Annotated in this window: 17 protein-coding genes; 12 read left to right on the forward strand and 5 right to left on the reverse strand. The window is 68.2% G+C overall.

Annotation, left to right across the window (positions count from 1 at the left end; translation table 11 throughout):
• The 4 genes from B1964_RS30655 to B1964_RS06810 form a co-directional block, all read left to right on the forward strand.
• Positions 1–548 (forward strand): hypothetical protein (locus B1964_RS30655; RefSeq protein ID WP_216354228.1); only part of this gene is annotated, 548 nt, incomplete at its 5' end.
• 70 nt (positions 549–618) lie between these two features.
• A complete protein-coding gene (gene rfbD, locus B1964_RS06800) occupies positions 619–1,587 on the forward strand; it encodes a dTDP-4-dehydrorhamnose reductase (RefSeq protein WP_020171678.1) in 969 nt (322 codons plus the stop codon).
• A gap of 71 nt (positions 1,588–1,658) precedes the next feature.
• On the forward strand, positions 1,659–2,558 hold the full coding sequence (locus B1964_RS06805) for a glycosyltransferase family 2 protein (RefSeq protein ID WP_172398767.1): 900 nt from the start codon (positions 1,659–1,661) through the stop codon (positions 2,556–2,558).
• A 56-nt stretch (positions 2,559–2,614) separates the two neighbouring features.
• Positions 2,615–3,685, forward strand: a complete 1,071-nt coding sequence (locus tag B1964_RS06810; RefSeq protein ID WP_231387033.1) for a sugar phosphate nucleotidyltransferase — start codon at positions 2,615–2,617, stop codon at positions 3,683–3,685.
• A 69-nt stretch (positions 3,686–3,754) separates the two neighbouring features.
• Here B1964_RS06810 and B1964_RS06815 read toward each other — a convergent pair whose 3' ends face one another.
• A complete protein-coding gene (locus B1964_RS06815; RefSeq protein WP_014359594.1) occupies positions 3,755–4,405 on the reverse strand; it encodes an O-methyltransferase in 651 nt (216 codons plus the stop codon).
• A gap of 250 nt (positions 4,406–4,655) precedes the next feature.
• On the opposite strand from B1964_RS06815, the gene sigE reads away from it, so the two are divergent.
• The 4 genes from sigE (at position 4,656) to tatB (ending at position 8,139) form a co-directional block, all read left to right on the forward strand.
• A complete protein-coding gene (gene sigE / locus B1964_RS06820; protein WP_006367420.1) occupies positions 4,656–5,261 on the forward strand; it encodes an RNA polymerase sigma factor SigE in 606 nt (201 codons plus the stop codon).
• Between the two features lie 157 nt (positions 5,262–5,418).
• Entirely contained in the window at positions 5,419–5,994 is a 576-nt protein-coding gene (locus B1964_RS06825) for a hypothetical protein (RefSeq protein WP_020171676.1), read from the forward strand.
• Between the two features lie 3 nt (positions 5,995–5,997).
• Positions 5,998–7,623 (forward strand): trypsin-like peptidase domain-containing protein, encoded by a 1,626-nt coding sequence (locus tag B1964_RS06830; protein WP_079929304.1) that lies wholly within the window; start codon positions 5,998–6,000, stop codon positions 7,621–7,623.
• A gap of 42 nt (positions 7,624–7,665) precedes the next feature.
• On the forward strand, positions 7,666–8,139 hold the full coding sequence (tatB, locus tag B1964_RS06835) for a Sec-independent protein translocase protein TatB (protein WP_014359597.1): 474 nt from the start codon (positions 7,666–7,668) through the stop codon (positions 8,137–8,139).
• Between the two features lie 33 nt (positions 8,140–8,172).
• Here tatB and B1964_RS06840 read toward each other — a convergent pair whose 3' ends face one another.
• The 4 genes from B1964_RS06840 to B1964_RS06855 all read right to left on the reverse strand — a co-directional run bounded on the left by B1964_RS06840 (position 8,173) and on the right by B1964_RS06855 (position 12,598).
• Complete coding sequence (locus tag B1964_RS06840) at positions 8,173–9,315, reverse strand: Mrp/NBP35 family ATP-binding protein (protein ID WP_079929305.1); 1,143 nt, start codon at positions 9,313–9,315, stop codon at positions 8,173–8,175.
• Positions 9,316–9,403: 88 nt separating this feature from the next.
• Positions 9,404–10,447, reverse strand: a complete 1,044-nt coding sequence (locus B1964_RS06845) for a lytic transglycosylase domain-containing protein (protein WP_079929306.1) — start codon at positions 10,445–10,447, stop codon at positions 9,404–9,406.
• Between the two features lie 331 nt (positions 10,448–10,778).
• Positions 10,779–11,312 (reverse strand): DUF1003 domain-containing protein, encoded by a 534-nt coding sequence (locus B1964_RS06850; protein WP_079929307.1) that lies wholly within the window; start codon positions 11,310–11,312, stop codon positions 10,779–10,781.
• Positions 11,309–12,598: a CBS domain-containing protein gene (locus B1964_RS06855; protein ID WP_079929308.1), complete on the reverse strand. Its 1,290-nt coding sequence runs from the start codon at positions 12,596–12,598 to the stop codon at positions 11,309–11,311. Before B1964_RS06855 ends, B1964_RS06850 begins: the two co-directional genes overlap by 4 nt.
• A 102-nt stretch (positions 12,599–12,700) precedes the next feature.
• Between B1964_RS06855 and B1964_RS06860 the strand changes: the two genes are divergently transcribed.
• From B1964_RS06860 to B1964_RS06875, 4 genes are all read left to right on the forward strand, one after another.
• A complete protein-coding gene (locus B1964_RS06860; RefSeq protein WP_006368495.1) occupies positions 12,701–13,189 on the forward strand; it encodes a general stress protein in 489 nt (162 codons plus the stop codon).
• 205 nt (positions 13,190–13,394) lie between these two features.
• The gene (locus tag B1964_RS06865; RefSeq protein ID WP_253193911.1) at positions 13,395–14,867 is read left to right on the forward strand and encodes an extracellular solute-binding protein; all 1,473 of its coding nucleotides are present in this window, start codon (positions 13,395–13,397) and stop codon (positions 14,865–14,867) included.
• The gene (locus B1964_RS06870) at positions 14,864–16,009 is read left to right on the forward strand and encodes a sugar ABC transporter permease (protein WP_079929309.1); all 1,146 of its coding nucleotides are present in this window, start codon (positions 14,864–14,866) and stop codon (positions 16,007–16,009) included. The genes B1964_RS06865 and B1964_RS06870 overlap by 4 nt, the downstream gene beginning before the upstream one ends.
• A 6-nt stretch (positions 16,010–16,015) precedes the next feature.
• Positions 16,016–16,605, forward strand: a 590-nt coding sequence (locus tag B1964_RS06875) for a carbohydrate ABC transporter permease (RefSeq protein WP_079929310.1), incomplete at its 3' end; no start/stop codon positions are given.

Below are 16,605 nucleotides of genomic sequence, written 5' to 3' on the forward strand. Positions count from 1 at the left end.
TGCGCGTTCGGCTTCGGCTGTGCATTCGGCTTCGCCGCCGGGCGCCCCTGCGCCGGGCGCTGTCCCGGTGGACGCCGCCGACGCGGCCGTTCAGCGGACTCGCTGTGGTTGCCGTCGACCGAATCGTTTGCGCGCGTGTGGATCTCGCCGGATGGCCGTTGCTGCGGGCCCCGTACGCGATCCGGATCCGCCGGGCGCCTGCGTCGCGTGCCCTCGGCTCGCGGTGCGCGTTCGGCGTGCTCGCCACGCGGAGGTCGGGGACGTTCGGACGCCGACTCGTCGGTCCGGGGGCGGCGCGCGCGGGCCTCGTCGCCACGCGTGTGACCGGCCGGTCGTCTACGCGCACCATCGGGGCGGGAGTCCACGAGTGGGCAGTCCTTTACGGTCGTGGCTGCCGTCGTGCGGGGCAGCAGTTGCCTGAGTGCCAGGCGTTTCTGATGTGGTTTACGTCCGCCAAGGCTACTGAAGGTGGTGGTGAACTCGGCGTCGCACACGCCGGGCGATCGCGGACGGTCGAGCGTTCTCGCCGGACACCGAACGAGTGGTGATCGCCACACTCACCGCCGGTGCGCGTGCGCCGGAGTGGTGGCACGAGCGCGAGCCGGGCACACTGACCGCGTGCGCAGCGATTCCGGGATAGATCCGCGGCCGGCCGAACCGATCGGTACGGTCTGGCTGCTCGGCGCCGCGGGACAACTCGGCACCGCGCTGCGCGCGCAGGCCGGTGCGGACATCGCGCTTGTGCCGCTCACCTCCGCCGACGTCGACCTCGCCGATGCCTCCTCGATCCGCTCCGCACTCGCCGGGGTTCGCGAAGGTGACGTCGTCCTCAATACCGCGGCCTACACCGCCGTCGATCAGGCCGAATCCGAACCCGAGAAGGCCGCAGCGGTCAACGCCGTCGCACCCGGGATCCTCGCCGAGATCACCGCGGCCTCCTCTGCGTGGCTCATCCACGTCTCCACCGACTACGTGTTCGCCGGCACCGGCATGCGTGCGCAACCCCTCGAGCCCGACGACACCGAGCCCGACGACACCGGCCCCGAGTCCACGCCGCCGAGCGTGTACGGCGCCACCAAACTCGCCGGTGAACGCGCCGTGCTCGCTGCCGACCCGTCGTCGACGATCGTGCGGACCGCGTGGGTCTACACCGGCGGCCCCGACAGCCCGGACTTCGTCGGCACGATGCGTCGCCTTGAGCAGAGCCGCGACACGGTCTCCGTCGTCGACGATCAGGTCGGCTCGCCCACCTACGCTCCCGACCTCGCCGCCGGACTCTGGGAGCTGACACGCCACGGCCACCGCACGCCCGTCGCCGGGGCGATCCTGCACGCCACCAATGCCGGCGCCGTCACCTGGTACGCGGTGGCGCGCGCGGTGTTCGCAGGTGTCGGCGCCGACCCGGACCGGGTCCGGCCGTGCACCACCGCCGAATTCCCGCGGCCCGCACCGCGCCCCGCCTACTCGGTGCTCTCACCGCGCTCGTGGCGCCACGCCGGGCTCACCCCGCTGCGCGAGTGGTCGGTCGCCCTGGCCGATGCCCTGGACGTCGACGCCGCTCGAACCGGCACTGTGCAGGCGCGGTGACCTCGACCACAGCGGGCGCCGCACAGCCCGGACGAATGGGACGGACCCCGACGGTTGGCTACGCTGACCCGGTGACCTCGAAGCTGGCCGTGGTGACGGTGACCTATTGGTCGGGCGACCACCTGCAGACCTTCCTGCGGAGTCTGGCGCACGCCACCTCCTCCTCGCCGCGCGTGGTGATCGCCGACAACGGGTCCGGCGACGGCGCACCCGAAGCCGCCGAGCGCGAGCACGCCAACGTCACCCTGGTCCACAGCGGCGGCAATGTCGGGTACGGGGGCGGCATCAACCGAGCGGTCGCCGAACTCGACGACGACGTCGAATTCGTCATGATCGCCAACCCCGACGTCGAATGGTCACCGGGATCGATCGACGAGCTCGTCGCCGCGGCGGCGCGGTGGCCGCGGGCCGGCGCGCTCGGTCCCCTCATCCGTGAGCCCGACGGCTCGGTCTACCCGTCGGCACGGCGTGTCCCCGACCTCGTCTCGGGCACCGGGCACGCACTCCTCGGTGGCATCTGGAAGTCCAACCCGTGGACCGCGGCCTACCGCGCCGACGACGTCGAGCCCAGTGAACGTCCGGTCGGCTGGCTGTCCGGATCGTGTCTACTGGTGCGCCGCACCGCTTTCGACGAGATCTCCGGATTCGACGAGCGCTACTTCATGTACATGGAAGACGTCGACCTCGGCGACCGCCTCGGTCGCGCCGGCTGGCTCAACGTCTACGTGCCCGGGGCCGAGGTCGTCCACACCAAGGGCCACAGCGCCGACAAACGTCCCGAGGCGATGCTGCCCGCCCACCATCGCAGTGCCTACCGCTTCCAGGCCGACCGTCATCCAGGGGTGTTGCAGGCGCCGCTGCGATGGGCATTACGGGCCGGGCTGGCGGTGCGGTCACGTCTGGCCGTACGCGCCGCAGCGCGCACCACGTCGTCCCACGATCATCCACATTCGGAGAGGAACACCCCGTGATGCAGTTCTCGGTGAACAACCCCGCGGTCAGCGCCGACGATGTCCCCGACATCGACATGTCCGATGTGCAGGCTGTCGTACTCGTCGGCGGCAAGGGCACACGCCTGCGTCCGCTCACCCTCTCGGCGCCCAAGCCGATGCTGCCGACGGCGGGACTGCCGTTCCTCACCCACCTGCTCTCGCGCATCCGCAAGGCCGGCATCCGCGACGTCGTGCTCGGGACGTCGTTCAAGGCCCACGTGTTCTCCGAGTACTACGGTGACGGCTCCAAACTCGACCTCAACATGCGGTACGTCACCGAAGAGGAGCCGCTGGGCACCGGTGGCGGTATCCGCAACGTGCTCCCCGAACTGACGGCGTCGACGATCGTGGTGTTCAACGGTGACGTCCTCGGCGGCACCGACGTCCGCCACGTCGTGGCCACCCACCGCGAGTCCGACGCCGACGTCACCCTGCACCTCGTGCGGGTCTCCGACCCCCGAGCCTTCGGGTCCGTGCCCACCGACGAGACCGGCCGCGTCACCGCCTTCCTGGAGAAGACCCAGGACCCGCCGACCGACCAGATCAACGCGGGCACCTACGTTTTCCGCCGCTCGGTCATCGAGGACATCCCCGCCGGTCGCGAGGTGTCGGTCGAACGCGAGGTGTTTCCCGGCCTGCTCGCCGAGGGCCGGCACATCCACGCCTACGTCGACCACGCCTACTGGCGCGACATGGGCACCCCCGAGGACTTCGTCCGCGGCTCGGCCGACCTCGTCCGCGGCATCGCGCCGTCACCGGCCCTCGGTGATCGCCACGGCGAATCCCTGGTCCACGAGGGTGCCGGCGTCGCGCCGGGAGCAGTGCTCATCGGCGGAACGGTCGTCGGCCGCGGCGCCGAGATCGGTCCCCGCGCCCGACTCGACGGTGCCGTCGTCTTCGACGGAGCCGTCATCGAGGCCGGCGCGGTCGTCGAACGCAGCATCGTCGGCTTCGGTGCCCGCATCGGCCCCCGCGCCCTCATCCGCGACACCGTCATCGGCGACGGCGCCGAGGTCGGCGCCCGCTGCGAATTGCTGCGCGGAGCGCGGGTATGGCCCGGCGTCCAGATCCCCGACGGCGGTCTGCGCTTCTCGACCGACGTCTGACAACCCGCCGCGGTCATCTCATCGCGACTTCGCCGCGGTCAGGTCATCGCGACTTCGCCGCGGTCACATTCATCGCGACTTCGCCGCGGCGAGCACCCCGGGGCCCAACGGGATCACCACCGGCAACAACCGGTCGTCGTCGGCCACCAACATCGCGGCCTCGCGGGCCGCAGCGGTCATCGGGTCGGTGCGCGCCGGATCGGCGACCGCACCCTGGGCTGCCGCGTCGTGGATGACCAGCATCCCGCCGGGCCGCAGCATCCGCACCGACTCGGTCACGAACCGGGGCATGTCCAGCCGCGGTCCGTCGATGAACACCAGGTCGTAAGAGCTGTCCGACAGTCGCGGCAACACATCACGCGGCGTGCCGTTGATCAGCCGCGTCCGACCCGGCGCGATGTCGGCGCCGGCGAACGACGCCCGCGCGGCCTGATGGTGTTCGAGCTCGGGGTCGATCGTGGTCAGCACCCCGTCGGTGGCCATTCCGGCCAACAACCACAGCCCGCTCACCCCGGTACCGGTGCCGATCTCGGCGACCGCATGCGCATCGACTGCTCGGGCGAGTACCGCAAGCAATGCGCCGACCGACGGACTCACCGGAATCGCGCCGAGTTCGATCCCGCGGGCACGCGCGGCGACCAGAGCGTCGTCCTCCACGATCGCCGACTCGGCGTAGTCGATCAGTGCCACCCGCGGGTCGCTCGGCTGGGTATCGGTCATGCTCGCAAGGTTAGACATGCCCGGTGCAAAGAGCCGACGGCACGCCCGGATTGCCGTATCGCACCTCGGAGTTTGCTTCCTCAGACAACACTCAGGGCCCTCATACGGCGACCACACCACGATGGGAGAGGGTGAGGGCATCGAATCGGATACAGGGGGGAATACCACCACCCGGTGTCCGGTTCAGTATGGTGAATCCATCCGGCGTCACCGCGATGATGGTTTGTGAGAAGGGAACCGGCCACCCACGATGAGCGACCACGAGGCGTCCGCAGACATTGCCCCCGGCGGAACCGCGGGATTCGATGCCACCGGAAACGACATGCTCATGCCGTCCTGGGACGAGTTGGTCCGCGAGCATGCCGACCGCGTCTACCGGCTCGCCTACCGGCTGTCCGGTAATCAGCACGACGCCGAGGACCTCACCCAGGAGACCTTCATCCGGGTCTTCCGGTCGCTGTCGAACTATCGCCCGGGAACGTTCGAGGGCTGGCTGCACCGCATCACCACCAATCTCTTCCTCGACATGGTGCGCCGGCGCAACAAGATCCGCATGGAGGCACTGCCCGAGGAATACGACCGCGTGCCCGCCGACACACCCGACCCGCAGCAGATCTACGCCGATGCGAACCTCGACGGCGATCTGCAGGCCGCCCTGGACTCGTTGAGTCCCGAGTTCCGTGCCGCCGTCGTCCTGTGTGACATCGAAGGGTTGTCGTACGAGGAGATCGCCGCGACCCTCGGGGTCAAGCTCGGCACCGTGCGCAGTCGCATCCACCGCGGACGTCAGACCATCCGCGACTTCCTCCTCGCCCGTGGCCACAGCGACCGCCGCTCGGTCGCGGTCGGTCACTGAGTCCAACGTCGACATCGGCCGCACCGAGGACCATCGAGGACCCACATCGACGTGACGTCCGCCGGGAACCTCACCGACCGCGCAATCGTTGGGACTTTCGGTAGGCTGGGGCGTCGTCCCCGCCGAAAGCCGGGGTCACGACGGGGGAGAAGGGGTGATGAACACGATGATGGACGGCTCACAACGACGGCCGGACGCGAGTGCCGCGACCGATCGGCTCGAGCACCCGGACAATCTCCGCCGACGCCGCGCCTGGAATCCGGCGGCCTGGACGCCCGCGCGATCCTCCTTCACCCCGAACCGCCGGCCGAGCGCTCCGCGGGACCGGCGATTCGCCCCCACCGAGCACCTCGCACCCGAGGCGGTCGCCGCCTACGTCGACGAAGAACTCGGTATGACCGCCCACATGCGTGCCACCCACCACCTGGCCCTGTGCCCGGAATGCGTCGCCGCCGTCGAGGCCCAGACCGCAGCCCGTACCCGCTTGCGCTCCTCGGGCACCATGCCCATCCCGACCGGTTTGTTGGGCCAACTCAGTCAGATCCCGACTCGTGAGTTCGACATGACCGATCATCGCGACCCGACACGACCGGTCGACGGCGCCGAGCGCGGCGCTTCCCGCCGCACTCACCCCGGCCGCGTGCCCACCGGTGAGCCGACGCCCATGCCCGGCCACAACTCGCCCGGTCACGACTCGAACCGGGGTCGCATGCAGCGCTGGCGGGGCCGCTGACACGTGGATTCCGACGCCTCTCAGCCAGACGCCTCCCAGCCCAAGTCCTCCCAGCCCGACTCCTCCCCGACACCCGAATCCCCGACACCCGCAGCCCCGAGAACCGAAGCACGTCCGAGCACGCCCGCCACACAGTGGTCGGCGCCGGCGGCCGACGAGGCCGGTGGCGCGCCCGGTAGCGGCCCCGGGAGTGACAAGGTCTCGCGCGTTGTCCGGCATGCACCGGTCTCACCGGCGACGGCCCAGGTCTTCGGTCGCCCCTCCGGAGTAGCAGGCTCCTTCGCGCCCGGCGCGGCGGTACCCGACCGTCCCGCACCCGCCGTCGGTCCGCCGGATCCGGTTCTCGCCGAGGCCTTCGGACGTCCTGACGGTAGTGACGAGACCTTGCAGCGCGACCCGCTGGCCACCTACGGCACTCCCGACGAACCCGCACCGCCGGCCGACCCGTGGCGCGATCCGGAGAGCCCGGCGACGCTGGCCCGGCCTGCGGTCGCCGAATCCGCACCCGCGAATCCCAGCGCCCCCGGCCCCAAGCTGGGCATCCGCGAGGTCCTGCTCGGCCGTCGGATCGCGTGGCACGCGCTGGCGGCGCTGGCCGTGATCGCGCTGCTGATCGGCGTCGTCGGTGGACTGATGGGCAGGTTCACCGCGGAGGTCGCGGCCCCGCTCAACAGCAATACCGTCGAACTGTCGACCCAGGGTGACGACAACGGCGACGCACCGCGGTCGTCGGTGGCCCGGGTGGCGCAGGCCGTGGAGAAGTCGGTCGTCGCCGTCGACGTGCGACTGTCCAATGGATCGGCCACCGGGTCGGGCTTCGTCATCGATCGCAACGGCTACATCCTCACCAACAACCACGTCATCTCACTCGCCGCGTCCGACCGGACCGCCAAACTCGAGGTCGTCTTCTCCGACCGCAACCGGGTACCCGCCCGCATCGTCGGACGTGACCCGAAGACCGATGTGGCCGTGCTCAAGGTCGACAACGTCGACAACCTCACCGTCGCCCAACTCGGCGATTCCAACGACCTCCAGATCGGCGAGGAGGTCGTGGCCTTCGGCTCCCCGCTGGGCCTGGATCGCACCGTGACCAGCGGCATCGTCAGCGCCCTGCGTCGCGCGGTGCCGCTGCGCCCGGATTCGGAGTCCGACACCGACGCCGTCATCGACGCCATCCAGACCGACGCGGCGATCAACCCCGGCAACTCCGGTGGTCCGCTGGTCGACGCGCAGGCCAAGGTGGTGGGTATCAACACCGCCGGACTCGTCCCTGGCGGTGGCTCGATCGGACTCGGGTTCGCCATCCCGATCGGTGAGGCGGTCCCCATCGCGCAGGCACTGATCCGCGACGGCAAGGTCAACCATCCGCAGATCGGCGTGAACGCCAGCGACGTCCGCAACGACCGGGTGCTCGGCGCCCAGATCCGCAACGTGGTGGGCGGGGGTCCGGCGGCCCAGGCCGGGCTGCGGGAGAACGACGTGATCGTCTCCTTCAACGGCCGCACCATCGAAAGTGCCGACGAATTGACCGTCGCCGTGCGTACCGCGAAGATCGGGGAGCCGGTCAAGTTCACCTACTGGCGTGACGGGCGTACCTTCGAGGGCACGATGACGCCCGCGAGTGACTGAGAACGTCCACCACCGGCGGACGCGCGAGAGCGGGGAAGTGCCATGTTCGACAGTGTGGGTTGGGGAGAGATCTTCATCCTGATCGTCGCCGGACTCGTCATCCTGGGACCGGAACGGTTGCCCGGTGCGATCTCGTGGACAATGCAGTCGCTGCGCAAGGTTCGCGAGTATGCGACCGGCGCGACCGATCAGCTCAAGAATGACTTCGGTACGGACTTCGACGACCTCCGCAAACCGCTCGCCGATCTCAACGAGCTACGCGGTATGACACCGAAGTCGATGATCACCAAGCATCTGCTCGACGGCGACGACTCGGTCTTCAAGACCTTCACCGATGCCGGTTCGGTACTCAAGTCGGCCACCGACACCCCGCCGATCAAGCCGGTGTCCAAGCCCATGCCCGACGGCCCCGTCGGTGAGCCCGGGCCGTCGCTGAGGAAGCCGAGTGCCGCGGACTCGTCCGAACACCGGCCCGCACGCGGTCATCACGACGTCTCCGATTGGGACGCAACGTGATTCGCTGATCGACGAAGTATCGGCGAGCGAACGTCAGTGCCGAGTGGTGTCGATGCCCAGGCTCATGCCGGCCAGGCCGCGACGACGGACCGCGAGTTTGTCGGCGATCGCGCGCAGTGCCGATCCGGACGCGGAGTCGGGCGCGGCGAGCACGACCGGTGTGCCCGCATCACCGCCCTCCCGCAACGCCGGTTCGAGTGGCACCTGGCCGAGGAGATCGACCTGCGCGCCGACCATCCGGGTCAGCCGGTCGGCGACCGTCTGGCCGCCACCGGAACCGAAGGGCTCCATCCGTGTGCCGTCGGGCAGTTCCATCCACGACATGTTCTCCACGACGCCGAGGATCTTCTGCCGGGTCTGCAGGGCGATCGCACCGGCGCGCTCGGCGACCTCGGCGGCCGCCTGCTGTGGGGTGGTGACCACCAGGATCTCCGCACCGGGGATCAGCTGGGCGATCGAGATCGCGACATCGCCGGTGCCGGGCGGCAGATCGAGCAGCAGCACATCGAGGTCACCCCAGTACACGTCGGCAAGGAACTGCTGCAATGCCCGGTGCAGCATCGGCCCGCGCCAGGTGACCGGGGTGTTGCCGCTGGTGAACTGGCCGATCGAGATGAACCGCACGTCGTGGGAGATCGGCGGCATGATCATCTTCTCGACCTGGGTGGGCTTGGCGTCGCTGCCGAGCATCCGGGGCACCGAGTGGCCGTAGATATCGGCGTCGAGCACCCCGACAGACAATCCGCGCTCGGCGAGCGCGCAGGCGAGATTGACGGTGACCGACGACTTGCCGACGCCGCCCTTGCCCGAGGCGACGGCATAGACACGGGTCAGCGATCCCGGCTGGGCGAACGGGATCACCGGTTCGGCGGAGTCACCCCGCAGCTTCTTGCGGAGCTCGGAGCGTTGCTCGTCGTCCATCACGTCGAGGGTCACGCGTACCTCGCCGACCCCGGGCACGTCGGAGACCGCGGTCTGCACCCGGCCGCTGATCTCGCCGCGCATCGGGCAGCCCGAGGTCGTCAGGTACACCGCGACGTCGACACTGGCGTCGTCGTTGACGGCCACCGATTTCACCATGCCGAGATCGGTGATGGGTTTGCCGATTTCCGGGTCCCGAACCTTGGACAAGGCGGCGCGAACCGCGGATTCGTTGGGCGTCACTACTGTAGTCATCACCTGCCAGCTTAACCGCCGGTGATGACCTCGCCGTCGGAGTGACCCCTGGTGCAGGCGCGGTCAGGCGTTGTCGGCATCCGTCCGATCAGCGAGCCGGGGTGGTCTGCGGGGTCACTCGCGGGGTCGGTGCCGGTGCCGGCGCGGGTGGCTGACCGGGCAGCGTGATCCCCGGTGGCAGACAGATCATGCCGAGACACTGTTGGGTCGGCGTGGTCGTCGTCGGGGCCGAGGGACCCGATGAGGGTGCACCGCTCGACGGGGAGGACGGACGGGACGGGGAACTCGACGACGAACTCGACGGCGGGCGCATCTCCGGGATCGGGGTCGTCGGCATCACTCCGGTGGCATACGCCGCCGCCCAGGCCAGCACGTTCTGCGCGTACGCCAGGGAGTGGTTGTATCGCATGACCGCGGCGACCTTGTTGCTGTCGGCCATGATGTCGGACACGCCCGCGCACAGATAGCGCGCCGCCGAGTAGGTGGCGTCGAAGATGTTGTTGGGATCGGCCTTGCCGTCTCCGTTGCCGTCGCTGCCCCAGGCGGCCCAGGTGCTCGGGATGAACTGCATCGGTCCCATCGCCCGCGCATGCGATCCGTCCGCGTTGCGGATGACCTCGTTGCCCGCCAGTGAACCGTCGAGCACCGGCCCCTCGATGGGGACGAGGGTGGTTCCGTACTGGTCGACATCGCCGTTGTCGGCGTGATTGGACTCGATGCGTCCGATGCCGGCGAGCAGGAACCACGGGATCTTGCACGCCGCGTTCTCCGAGGCCTCTCGGTCGGCGGCGAGTTTGTATGCCTGCAACACGATTCCCGGGATGCCGAGCGGCCCCGATGGCAGATCCGCCGACAACCGGAATTGCGGCGCCACGTCGGGAGCGGCCGGACGGGCAGCCGGAGGGGCGAAGCCCAGCAATGAAACAGGTTGTGCGGCAGCGATTCCCGCCACATCGATCGGGGCGTTCGCGGCGAGTGGGATGCCACCGCCGTCGTGGGCGCTCGAGGTGGCCGCACCCAAGACCATCGCGCCGACGAGGAGACTGCCTGCGCCGACCGACAACGTTCGCCGGGTCAGCGTCGAACCACGATGCGGGCCGCGGGACCGGTGGAAGGGATGGGGCACCCTCATCGCGGGTCCCCGTGGTCGTGGGTTTGTCCCGTGCGCACTGTGCGCGCCATCGATCCGCGCCGCGCTGCGCTGCTGCTCCCCGTACGCGCTGTCTGCCCTGTCACGTCGTTCACTCCGTTGTCAACGTCCACCCGTCGTCGCCCCCCGAGAGAGCGGATGCGGTCGGGCCGGGTCCCGTGGGTGACACGAGCGGCAGCCGACCGGCACTGTGGTCCACCATACATATGGGTCGGATGTCCCAGTCGGTGAACTCAGGGATTGAAGCCCGGGGATCACCCTGACACGGGGAACGACCGACCCGAACGTGTAGTCGGTGGTCTCGGGTGCGGTGTTACGCCCGGTCGGGGCCACCTCGTCGGGAGACGTGATCCGACGGCTGGTCGAGGTCGCGGTTGGCCAGCCGGTCGACGAGGTCGTCGAGCAGGTCGTCGAGTTCCTTGCGCAGGTAGTCGCGGGTGACGGTGTCGCCGACGGCCAGGCGCACCGCCGCCAGCTCACGGGCGAGGAACTCGGTGTCGGACTTGGTCTGCGCGGCCCGGGTGCGATCCTCCTCGAGCGCAACCTTGTCGCGGTTCTCCTGACGGTTCTGCGCGAGCAGGATCAGCGGCGCCGCGTACGCGGCCTGGGTGGAGAAGGCGAGATTGAGCAGGATGAACGGGTAGGGATCCCATCGAAGCGAGACCGCGAACAGGTTGATGGCGATCCACACCACCACGATCACGGTCTGGATCGCGAGGTAGCGGCCGGTTCCGAGGAATCGGGCGATGCGTTCGCTGTAGACGCCGACGACGTCGGAGTCGAGGTTGAAGGCCGGACGTCGACGCTCGCGGGGGGTGTCCAGCCTGCGGCCCCGGGGTTCGCTCACGACCGCACCTCGTCGGGCTGATCGATCGGCTCGGTCTCGCGCCAGTCACGTGGCAGCAGTTGATCGAGGAGGTCGTCGACGCTGACCGCGCCGAGCAGGTGGTGCTGATCGTCGACGACCGGCCCGCACACCAGGTTGTAGGTTGCAAAGTAGCGGGTCACGGTCTCCAGGGAGTCCTCCGGTCGTAGGTGGGCGAGATCGGTGTCGAGGATGCCACCCACGATGTTGGCGGGTGGCTCCCGCAGCAGCGCCTGCACGTGCACGCAGCCGAGGTATTTTCCGGTGGGCGTGGAGGTCGGGGGGCGGACGACGAAGACCAGACTCGCAGCGGCGGGATTGATGTCGGGGTCGCGGATCCGCGCGAGCGCCTCGGCGACCGTGGTCGCCGGGGTAACGATGATCGGCTCGGAGGTCATCAGTCCGCCGGCGGTGTCGGGGGAGTGGGTGAGCAGTCGCCGAACCGGCTCGGAATCCTCCGGGTCCATGCGCGCCAGGAACGACTCGGCCTCGGTGTCGGAGAGCTCGCCGAGCAGGTCGGCGGCATCGTCGGGATCCATGGCCTCGAGCACGTCGACGGCGCGATCGAGTTCCAGATGCGACAACAAATCCTTCTGATCGTCGGGCGGCAACTCCTGCAGCACGTCGGCCAGGCGCTCGTCGTCGAGGGCCGAGGCGATCTCGTCGCGACGCTTGACGGGCAACTCGCGCAACGCATTCGCGACGTCGGCGGCACGCATGCCCTCGAACTGCAGGAGGGCTTGTGCCACCCCCTGTCCGGGCAGGTCGAGGCTGCTCTGCGTCATACCGTGCACGTTGGACCACTCCACGACGTGGGTCTCGCCGCGGCGCAGCCCCCGTCGGCCGGAACGCACCGCGACGCGGGCCACCACCCAGTCGCGGGTACGGGTGCGCTCGATGCCGAGGTCGACCACGGGCACATCGATTCCGGCGAGATCGGGCAGATCGGGGTCGACGACGCGGACCCGCGTGTCGAGGATCTGCCCGATCGCCAGTGCCTCACCGGGGCGCAGGTGCAGTCGGCGCAGGCTGACCGTTCCGGTGTTGAGTGTCACCGCATTGGGTTCGATCGAGGTCACCCGGAGCATCGGGACGAAGATGCGTCGCCGCGTGGTCAGTTCCACCGCGAGTCCGAGTGCGCGCGGCTGTTGGCCGGGCAACCGCACCGAGATCACCGCGTCGCGCACACGCCCGATCGATTCACCGTCCGGGCCAAGGACGGCCAATCCGACTAACCTGGCCACGAACACCTTGCTCACCGCCGACATGGGAGTAAGGGTAGTGGCATCGCACCGGGGACGAATGCATGCCGGCGGCGGGTCGAGGACCCGAGGCCGGTCGCGGACCCGACTGACCCGCAAGGAGTGAGAATGACCAATCCCATGCAGCCGTCGCGGCAGACGCCGGGACTGCCGACGCCGCCCAAGGGTTGGCCGATCGGCTCGTATTCGACCTACGCCGAGGCTCAGCGTGCGGTGGACTACCTGTCCGACGAGCACTTCACGGTCGAGGACGTCACCATCGTCGGCGTCGACCTGATGCAGGTCGAGCGCGTCATCGGACGGCTGACCTGGGGCAAGGTCATCGGTGGCGGCATCGTGTCGGGAGCGTGGCTGGGTCTGTTCTTCGGCTTGCTGGTCTCGATCGTCGTCTCTGGAAATCCGCTGGTGCCGATCCTCTTCGGTCTCGTCGGCGGTGTCATCTTCGGTCTGATCTCGGCGACCATTCCCTATGCGGCGACCCGCGGTCAGCGAGATTTCGCCTCGACCATGCAATTGGTGGCGGGACGTTACGACGTGCTGTGTGATCCCAAGAGCGCGGAGAAGGCGCGGAACATGCTGGCCCGACTGAACCCCTGAGACGGTTCACGCGATCCCCGGCCTGATCGGCTCGCCGTGATCCACGTGATCAACACGGTCTCGAATTGGCACGGCCGCACACATTGTGTTGCCCGTCACATACATGTCGGGATAGCGTAACCTCCGAGACGGCCATGATCGCGTCGCGCACAACGCGTCGGCGTCGTCATGTGCACGACATGGAGGAGGCCGCGTGCGGCGCAGGATGGGCGGTGCGAGTAGTGACCCCGGTGACGGGTCGCGAAACCGGAAGTCGTCTTTGGGGATCCGCGGCAAGGTGGTCATCGCCGCGGCTGCGCTGGCCACGCTGGCGCCGATCGTGACGGCCTGCGGCTCCGGGTACGAGGCAGGCGTGCTGAACCTGTATCCGCCTGCCGATGGCGCGGATTCGGTGAAGGTCCAGGCGGACAAGTGCTCCAAGGAGTCCGGGGGCGAATACCGGATCGTCACCACTGCGCTGCCCAAGGCGGCCGACGATCAGCGTCTACAACTGGCCCGACGCCTGTCGGGCAACGATCACAGCCTGGACCTGATGGGCATGGACGTGGTGTGGACCGCCGAGTTCGCCGACGCCGGTTGGCTGGTCCCGGTGCCCGACGATCTCGTCGCGCAGGTCACCGCGCGCACGCTCGGGGGTCCGCTGGAGACAGCGCAGTGGAAGACCCCCGGTGATGCTGCCCAGCGCCTCTACGCCATCCCGATCTGGACCAACACCCAGCTGCTCTGGTATCGCAAGGATGTTCTCGCCGATACGGTCCGCCAGTCCGCCGCGACCAACTGGGAGCGGATGCTCGAACAGGCCCAGGTCAGTCTCGGCAAGGGCGGTCCCGGCCAGATCATGGTGCAGGGCAAGCAATATGAAGGTCTGATGGTGTGGTTCAACTCCGTGTTGGCCAGTGCCGGTGGCCAGATCGTCGATCCCGACAACCCCAGCAAGGTGACGCTGAACGACACCCCGGCGCACCGTGCCGCGACGGTCAAGGCCCTGCAGATCCTCAAGGCGGTTGCCACCGCGCCGGGCCACGATCCGTCGCTGACCAACGGTGATGAGACCAGCTCGCGCCTCGGCATGGAGAACGGATCGGCGCTCTACGAGGTGAATTGGCCGTTCGTGCTCGCCTCGATGCGAGAGAACGCGTCGGCGGGCAGTGTCCCGTATCTGACGGATCTGCAGAAGTACAAGAGTCTGTTCGCCGACCCGAACAACTCGCCCACCGACGCGCAGTTGGCGCCGGTGACCAAGGCCGTGCGCCAGAAGTTCGACTTCCGGCCGTATCCGGGGGTGGGTGATCTACCCGCCAAGAGCACGCTGGGTGGACTGAACATCGCCGTCGCCAGCACCTCGCAGCAGAAGGATCTCGCGTTCAAGGCGGCGATGTGCCTGACGAGCGCCGACGCGCAGAAGTACTACAGCCTCAACGCGGGTACGCCGCCGGTGATCTCGTCGCTCTACTCCGACCCGGAGTTCCGGGCGGCCTATCCCATGGCCGACGACATCAAGCTGCAGCTCGAACCCGATCACGCGGCGCTGCGTCCGAAATCGCCGCAATACCAGTCCATCTCGACGCTGGTTCAGGCCAAGCTGTCACCGGTCGGGGCGTGGGACCCACAGAATCTGGTCGATCAGCTCGCCGATGCGGTACAGAAGGCGATCAACGGGGAGGGCATCATCCCATGACCAACGACGACAACGAGGCCTCACGCCGCGGCCGGCACGCGATGCCGGAGGGCGAACAGCCCACGGCCCCAGCCGAACCCGGTCTCGACGTGACCGCTCCGCACACCTTCGGGCCCACTGTGCATTCCCCGGTGTGGGAAGCGCCTGCGGAATCACCGGCGGTAGGCCGGGTTCCGGATGCTGATGCAGCCGGCTCGACGCGGGCCGCACCGGCCACCGCGGTGATCGATCGCCCTGCGCCGGCGGCCGCCGCCCCGAAGCGGAGTGAGGGTAAGCGGGCGGAGCGTCGGTTGGCGTTCTGGTTGGTGTTGCCTGCGGTGGTGATGATGGCGGTGGTGACGGGGTATCCGATCATCTATGCGGTGTGGTTGTCGTTGAACAAGGCGAGTTTGTCGGCGCCGGGTAAGCGTGAGTTCGTGTGGTTCGCCAATTACGGGACGGTGCTCTCGGATGGGTATTGGTGGACGGCGTTCGGGGTGACGTTGGGCATCACGGTGGTGTCGGTGGTCATCGAGTTCGTGTTGGGGTTGGCGATCGCGTTGGTGATGCATCGAACGTTGTTCGGGCGGGGCACGATTCGCACCGTGGTGTTGATTCCGTACGGGATTGTGACGGTCGCGGCGGCGTTCTCCTGGTATTACGCGTGGACGCCGGGGACGGGGTATCTGGCGAATCTGTTGCCGGATGGGAGTGCCCCGTTGACCCAGCAGTGGCCGTCGTTGGCGATCATCGTGTTGGCCGAGGTCTGGAAGACGACCCCGTTCATGGCGTTGTTGTTGCTGGCCGGGTTGGCGTTGGTGCCCGATGATTTGTTGAAGGCCGCCCAGGTCGACGGGGCCGGGGCGTGGACGCGGTTGTGGCGCATCATTTTGCCGTTGATGAAACCGGCGATCCTGGTGGCGTTGCTGTTCCGTACTCTGGACGCGTTCCGGGTGTTCGACAACATTTATGTGTTGACCGCCGGGTCGAACAACACGTATTCGGTGTCGATGCTCGGCTACGACAATCTGTTCAAGGGTTTCAATCTTGGTGTGGGGTCGGCGATCTCGATCCTGATCTTCGTGTGTGTGGCGATCATCGCGTTCATCTTCATCAAGGGGTTCGGTACTGCGGCACCGGGCTCGGACAACGAGGGGAGGTAAGGGGCGGTGAAGACCGGAGCCAAACCGAAATTCTGGTGGGCGATCGCCAACATCCTGGTGATCCTGTATGCGATCATCCCCTTGTTGTGGATCGTGAGTTTGTCATTCAAACCCGCCTCGAGTGTCACCGACGGCTCGTTCATCCCGAAGGAGTGGACGTGGGAGAACTATTCGTCGATCTTTTCCACGAGCGCGTTCACCTCGGCACTGATCAACTCGATCGGGATCGGGTTGATCACCACGGTGATCGCGGTGGTGTTGGGCACGATGGCCGCCTATGCGGTGGCCCGTTTGGACTTTCCGGGTAAACGCCTGTTGATCGGGGCGGCCCTGTTGATCGCGATGTTCCCGCAGATCTCGCTGGTCACCCCACTGTTCAACATCGAACGCACCCTCGGGTTGTTCGACACGTGGCCGGGGTTGATCCTGCCCTACATCACCTTCGCGTTGCCGTTGGCGATCTACACGCTCTCGGCGTTCTTCCGGGAGATCCCGTGGGAGTTGGAGAAGGCCGCGAAAATGGATGGGGCGACCCCGTTCCAGGCGTTCCGGAAGGTGATCGCCCCGTTGGCCGCGCCGGGGGGGGTGACCGCGGC

Origin of the sequence: Gordonia sp. i37, from assembly GCF_002043085.1 — a bacterium.
Classification (GTDB): Bacteria; Actinomycetota; Actinomycetes; order Mycobacteriales; family Mycobacteriaceae; genus Gordonia; species Gordonia polyisoprenivorans.

Coding starts and splice junctions, on each gene's coding strand:
- B1964_RS06810 (WP_231387033.1), top strand. CDS start 2,615: ATGTCCGATGTGCAGGCTGTCGTACTCGTCGGCGGCAAGGGCACACGC.
- B1964_RS06815 (WP_014359594.1), bottom strand. CDS start 4,405: ATGACCGATACCCAGCCGAGCGACCCGCGGGTGGCACTGATCGACTAC.
- sigE (WP_006367420.1), top strand. CDS start 4,656: ATGAGCGACCACGAGGCGTCCGCAGACATTGCCCCCGGCGGAACCGCG.
- B1964_RS06825 (WP_020171676.1), top strand. CDS start 5,419: ATGAACACGATGATGGACGGCTCACAACGACGGCCGGACGCGAGTGCC.
- tatB (WP_014359597.1), top strand. CDS start 7,666: ATGTTCGACAGTGTGGGTTGGGGAGAGATCTTCATCCTGATCGTCGCC.
- B1964_RS06840 (WP_079929305.1), bottom strand. CDS start 9,315: ATGACTACAGTAGTGACGCCCAACGAATCCGCGGTTCGCGCCGCCTTG.
- B1964_RS06845 (WP_079929306.1), bottom strand. CDS start 10,447: ATGAGGGTGCCCCATCCCTTCCACCGGTCCCGCGGCCCGCATCGTGGT.
- B1964_RS06855 (WP_079929308.1), bottom strand. CDS start 12,598: ATGTCGGCGGTGAGCAAGGTGTTCGTGGCCAGGTTAGTCGGATTGGCC.
- B1964_RS06860 (WP_006368495.1), top strand. CDS start 12,701: ATGACCAATCCCATGCAGCCGTCGCGGCAGACGCCGGGACTGCCGACG.
- B1964_RS06865 (WP_253193911.1), top strand. CDS start 13,395: ATGGGCGGTGCGAGTAGTGACCCCGGTGACGGGTCGCGAAACCGGAAG.
- B1964_RS06870 (WP_079929309.1), top strand. CDS start 14,864: ATGACCAACGACGACAACGAGGCCTCACGCCGCGGCCGGCACGCGATG.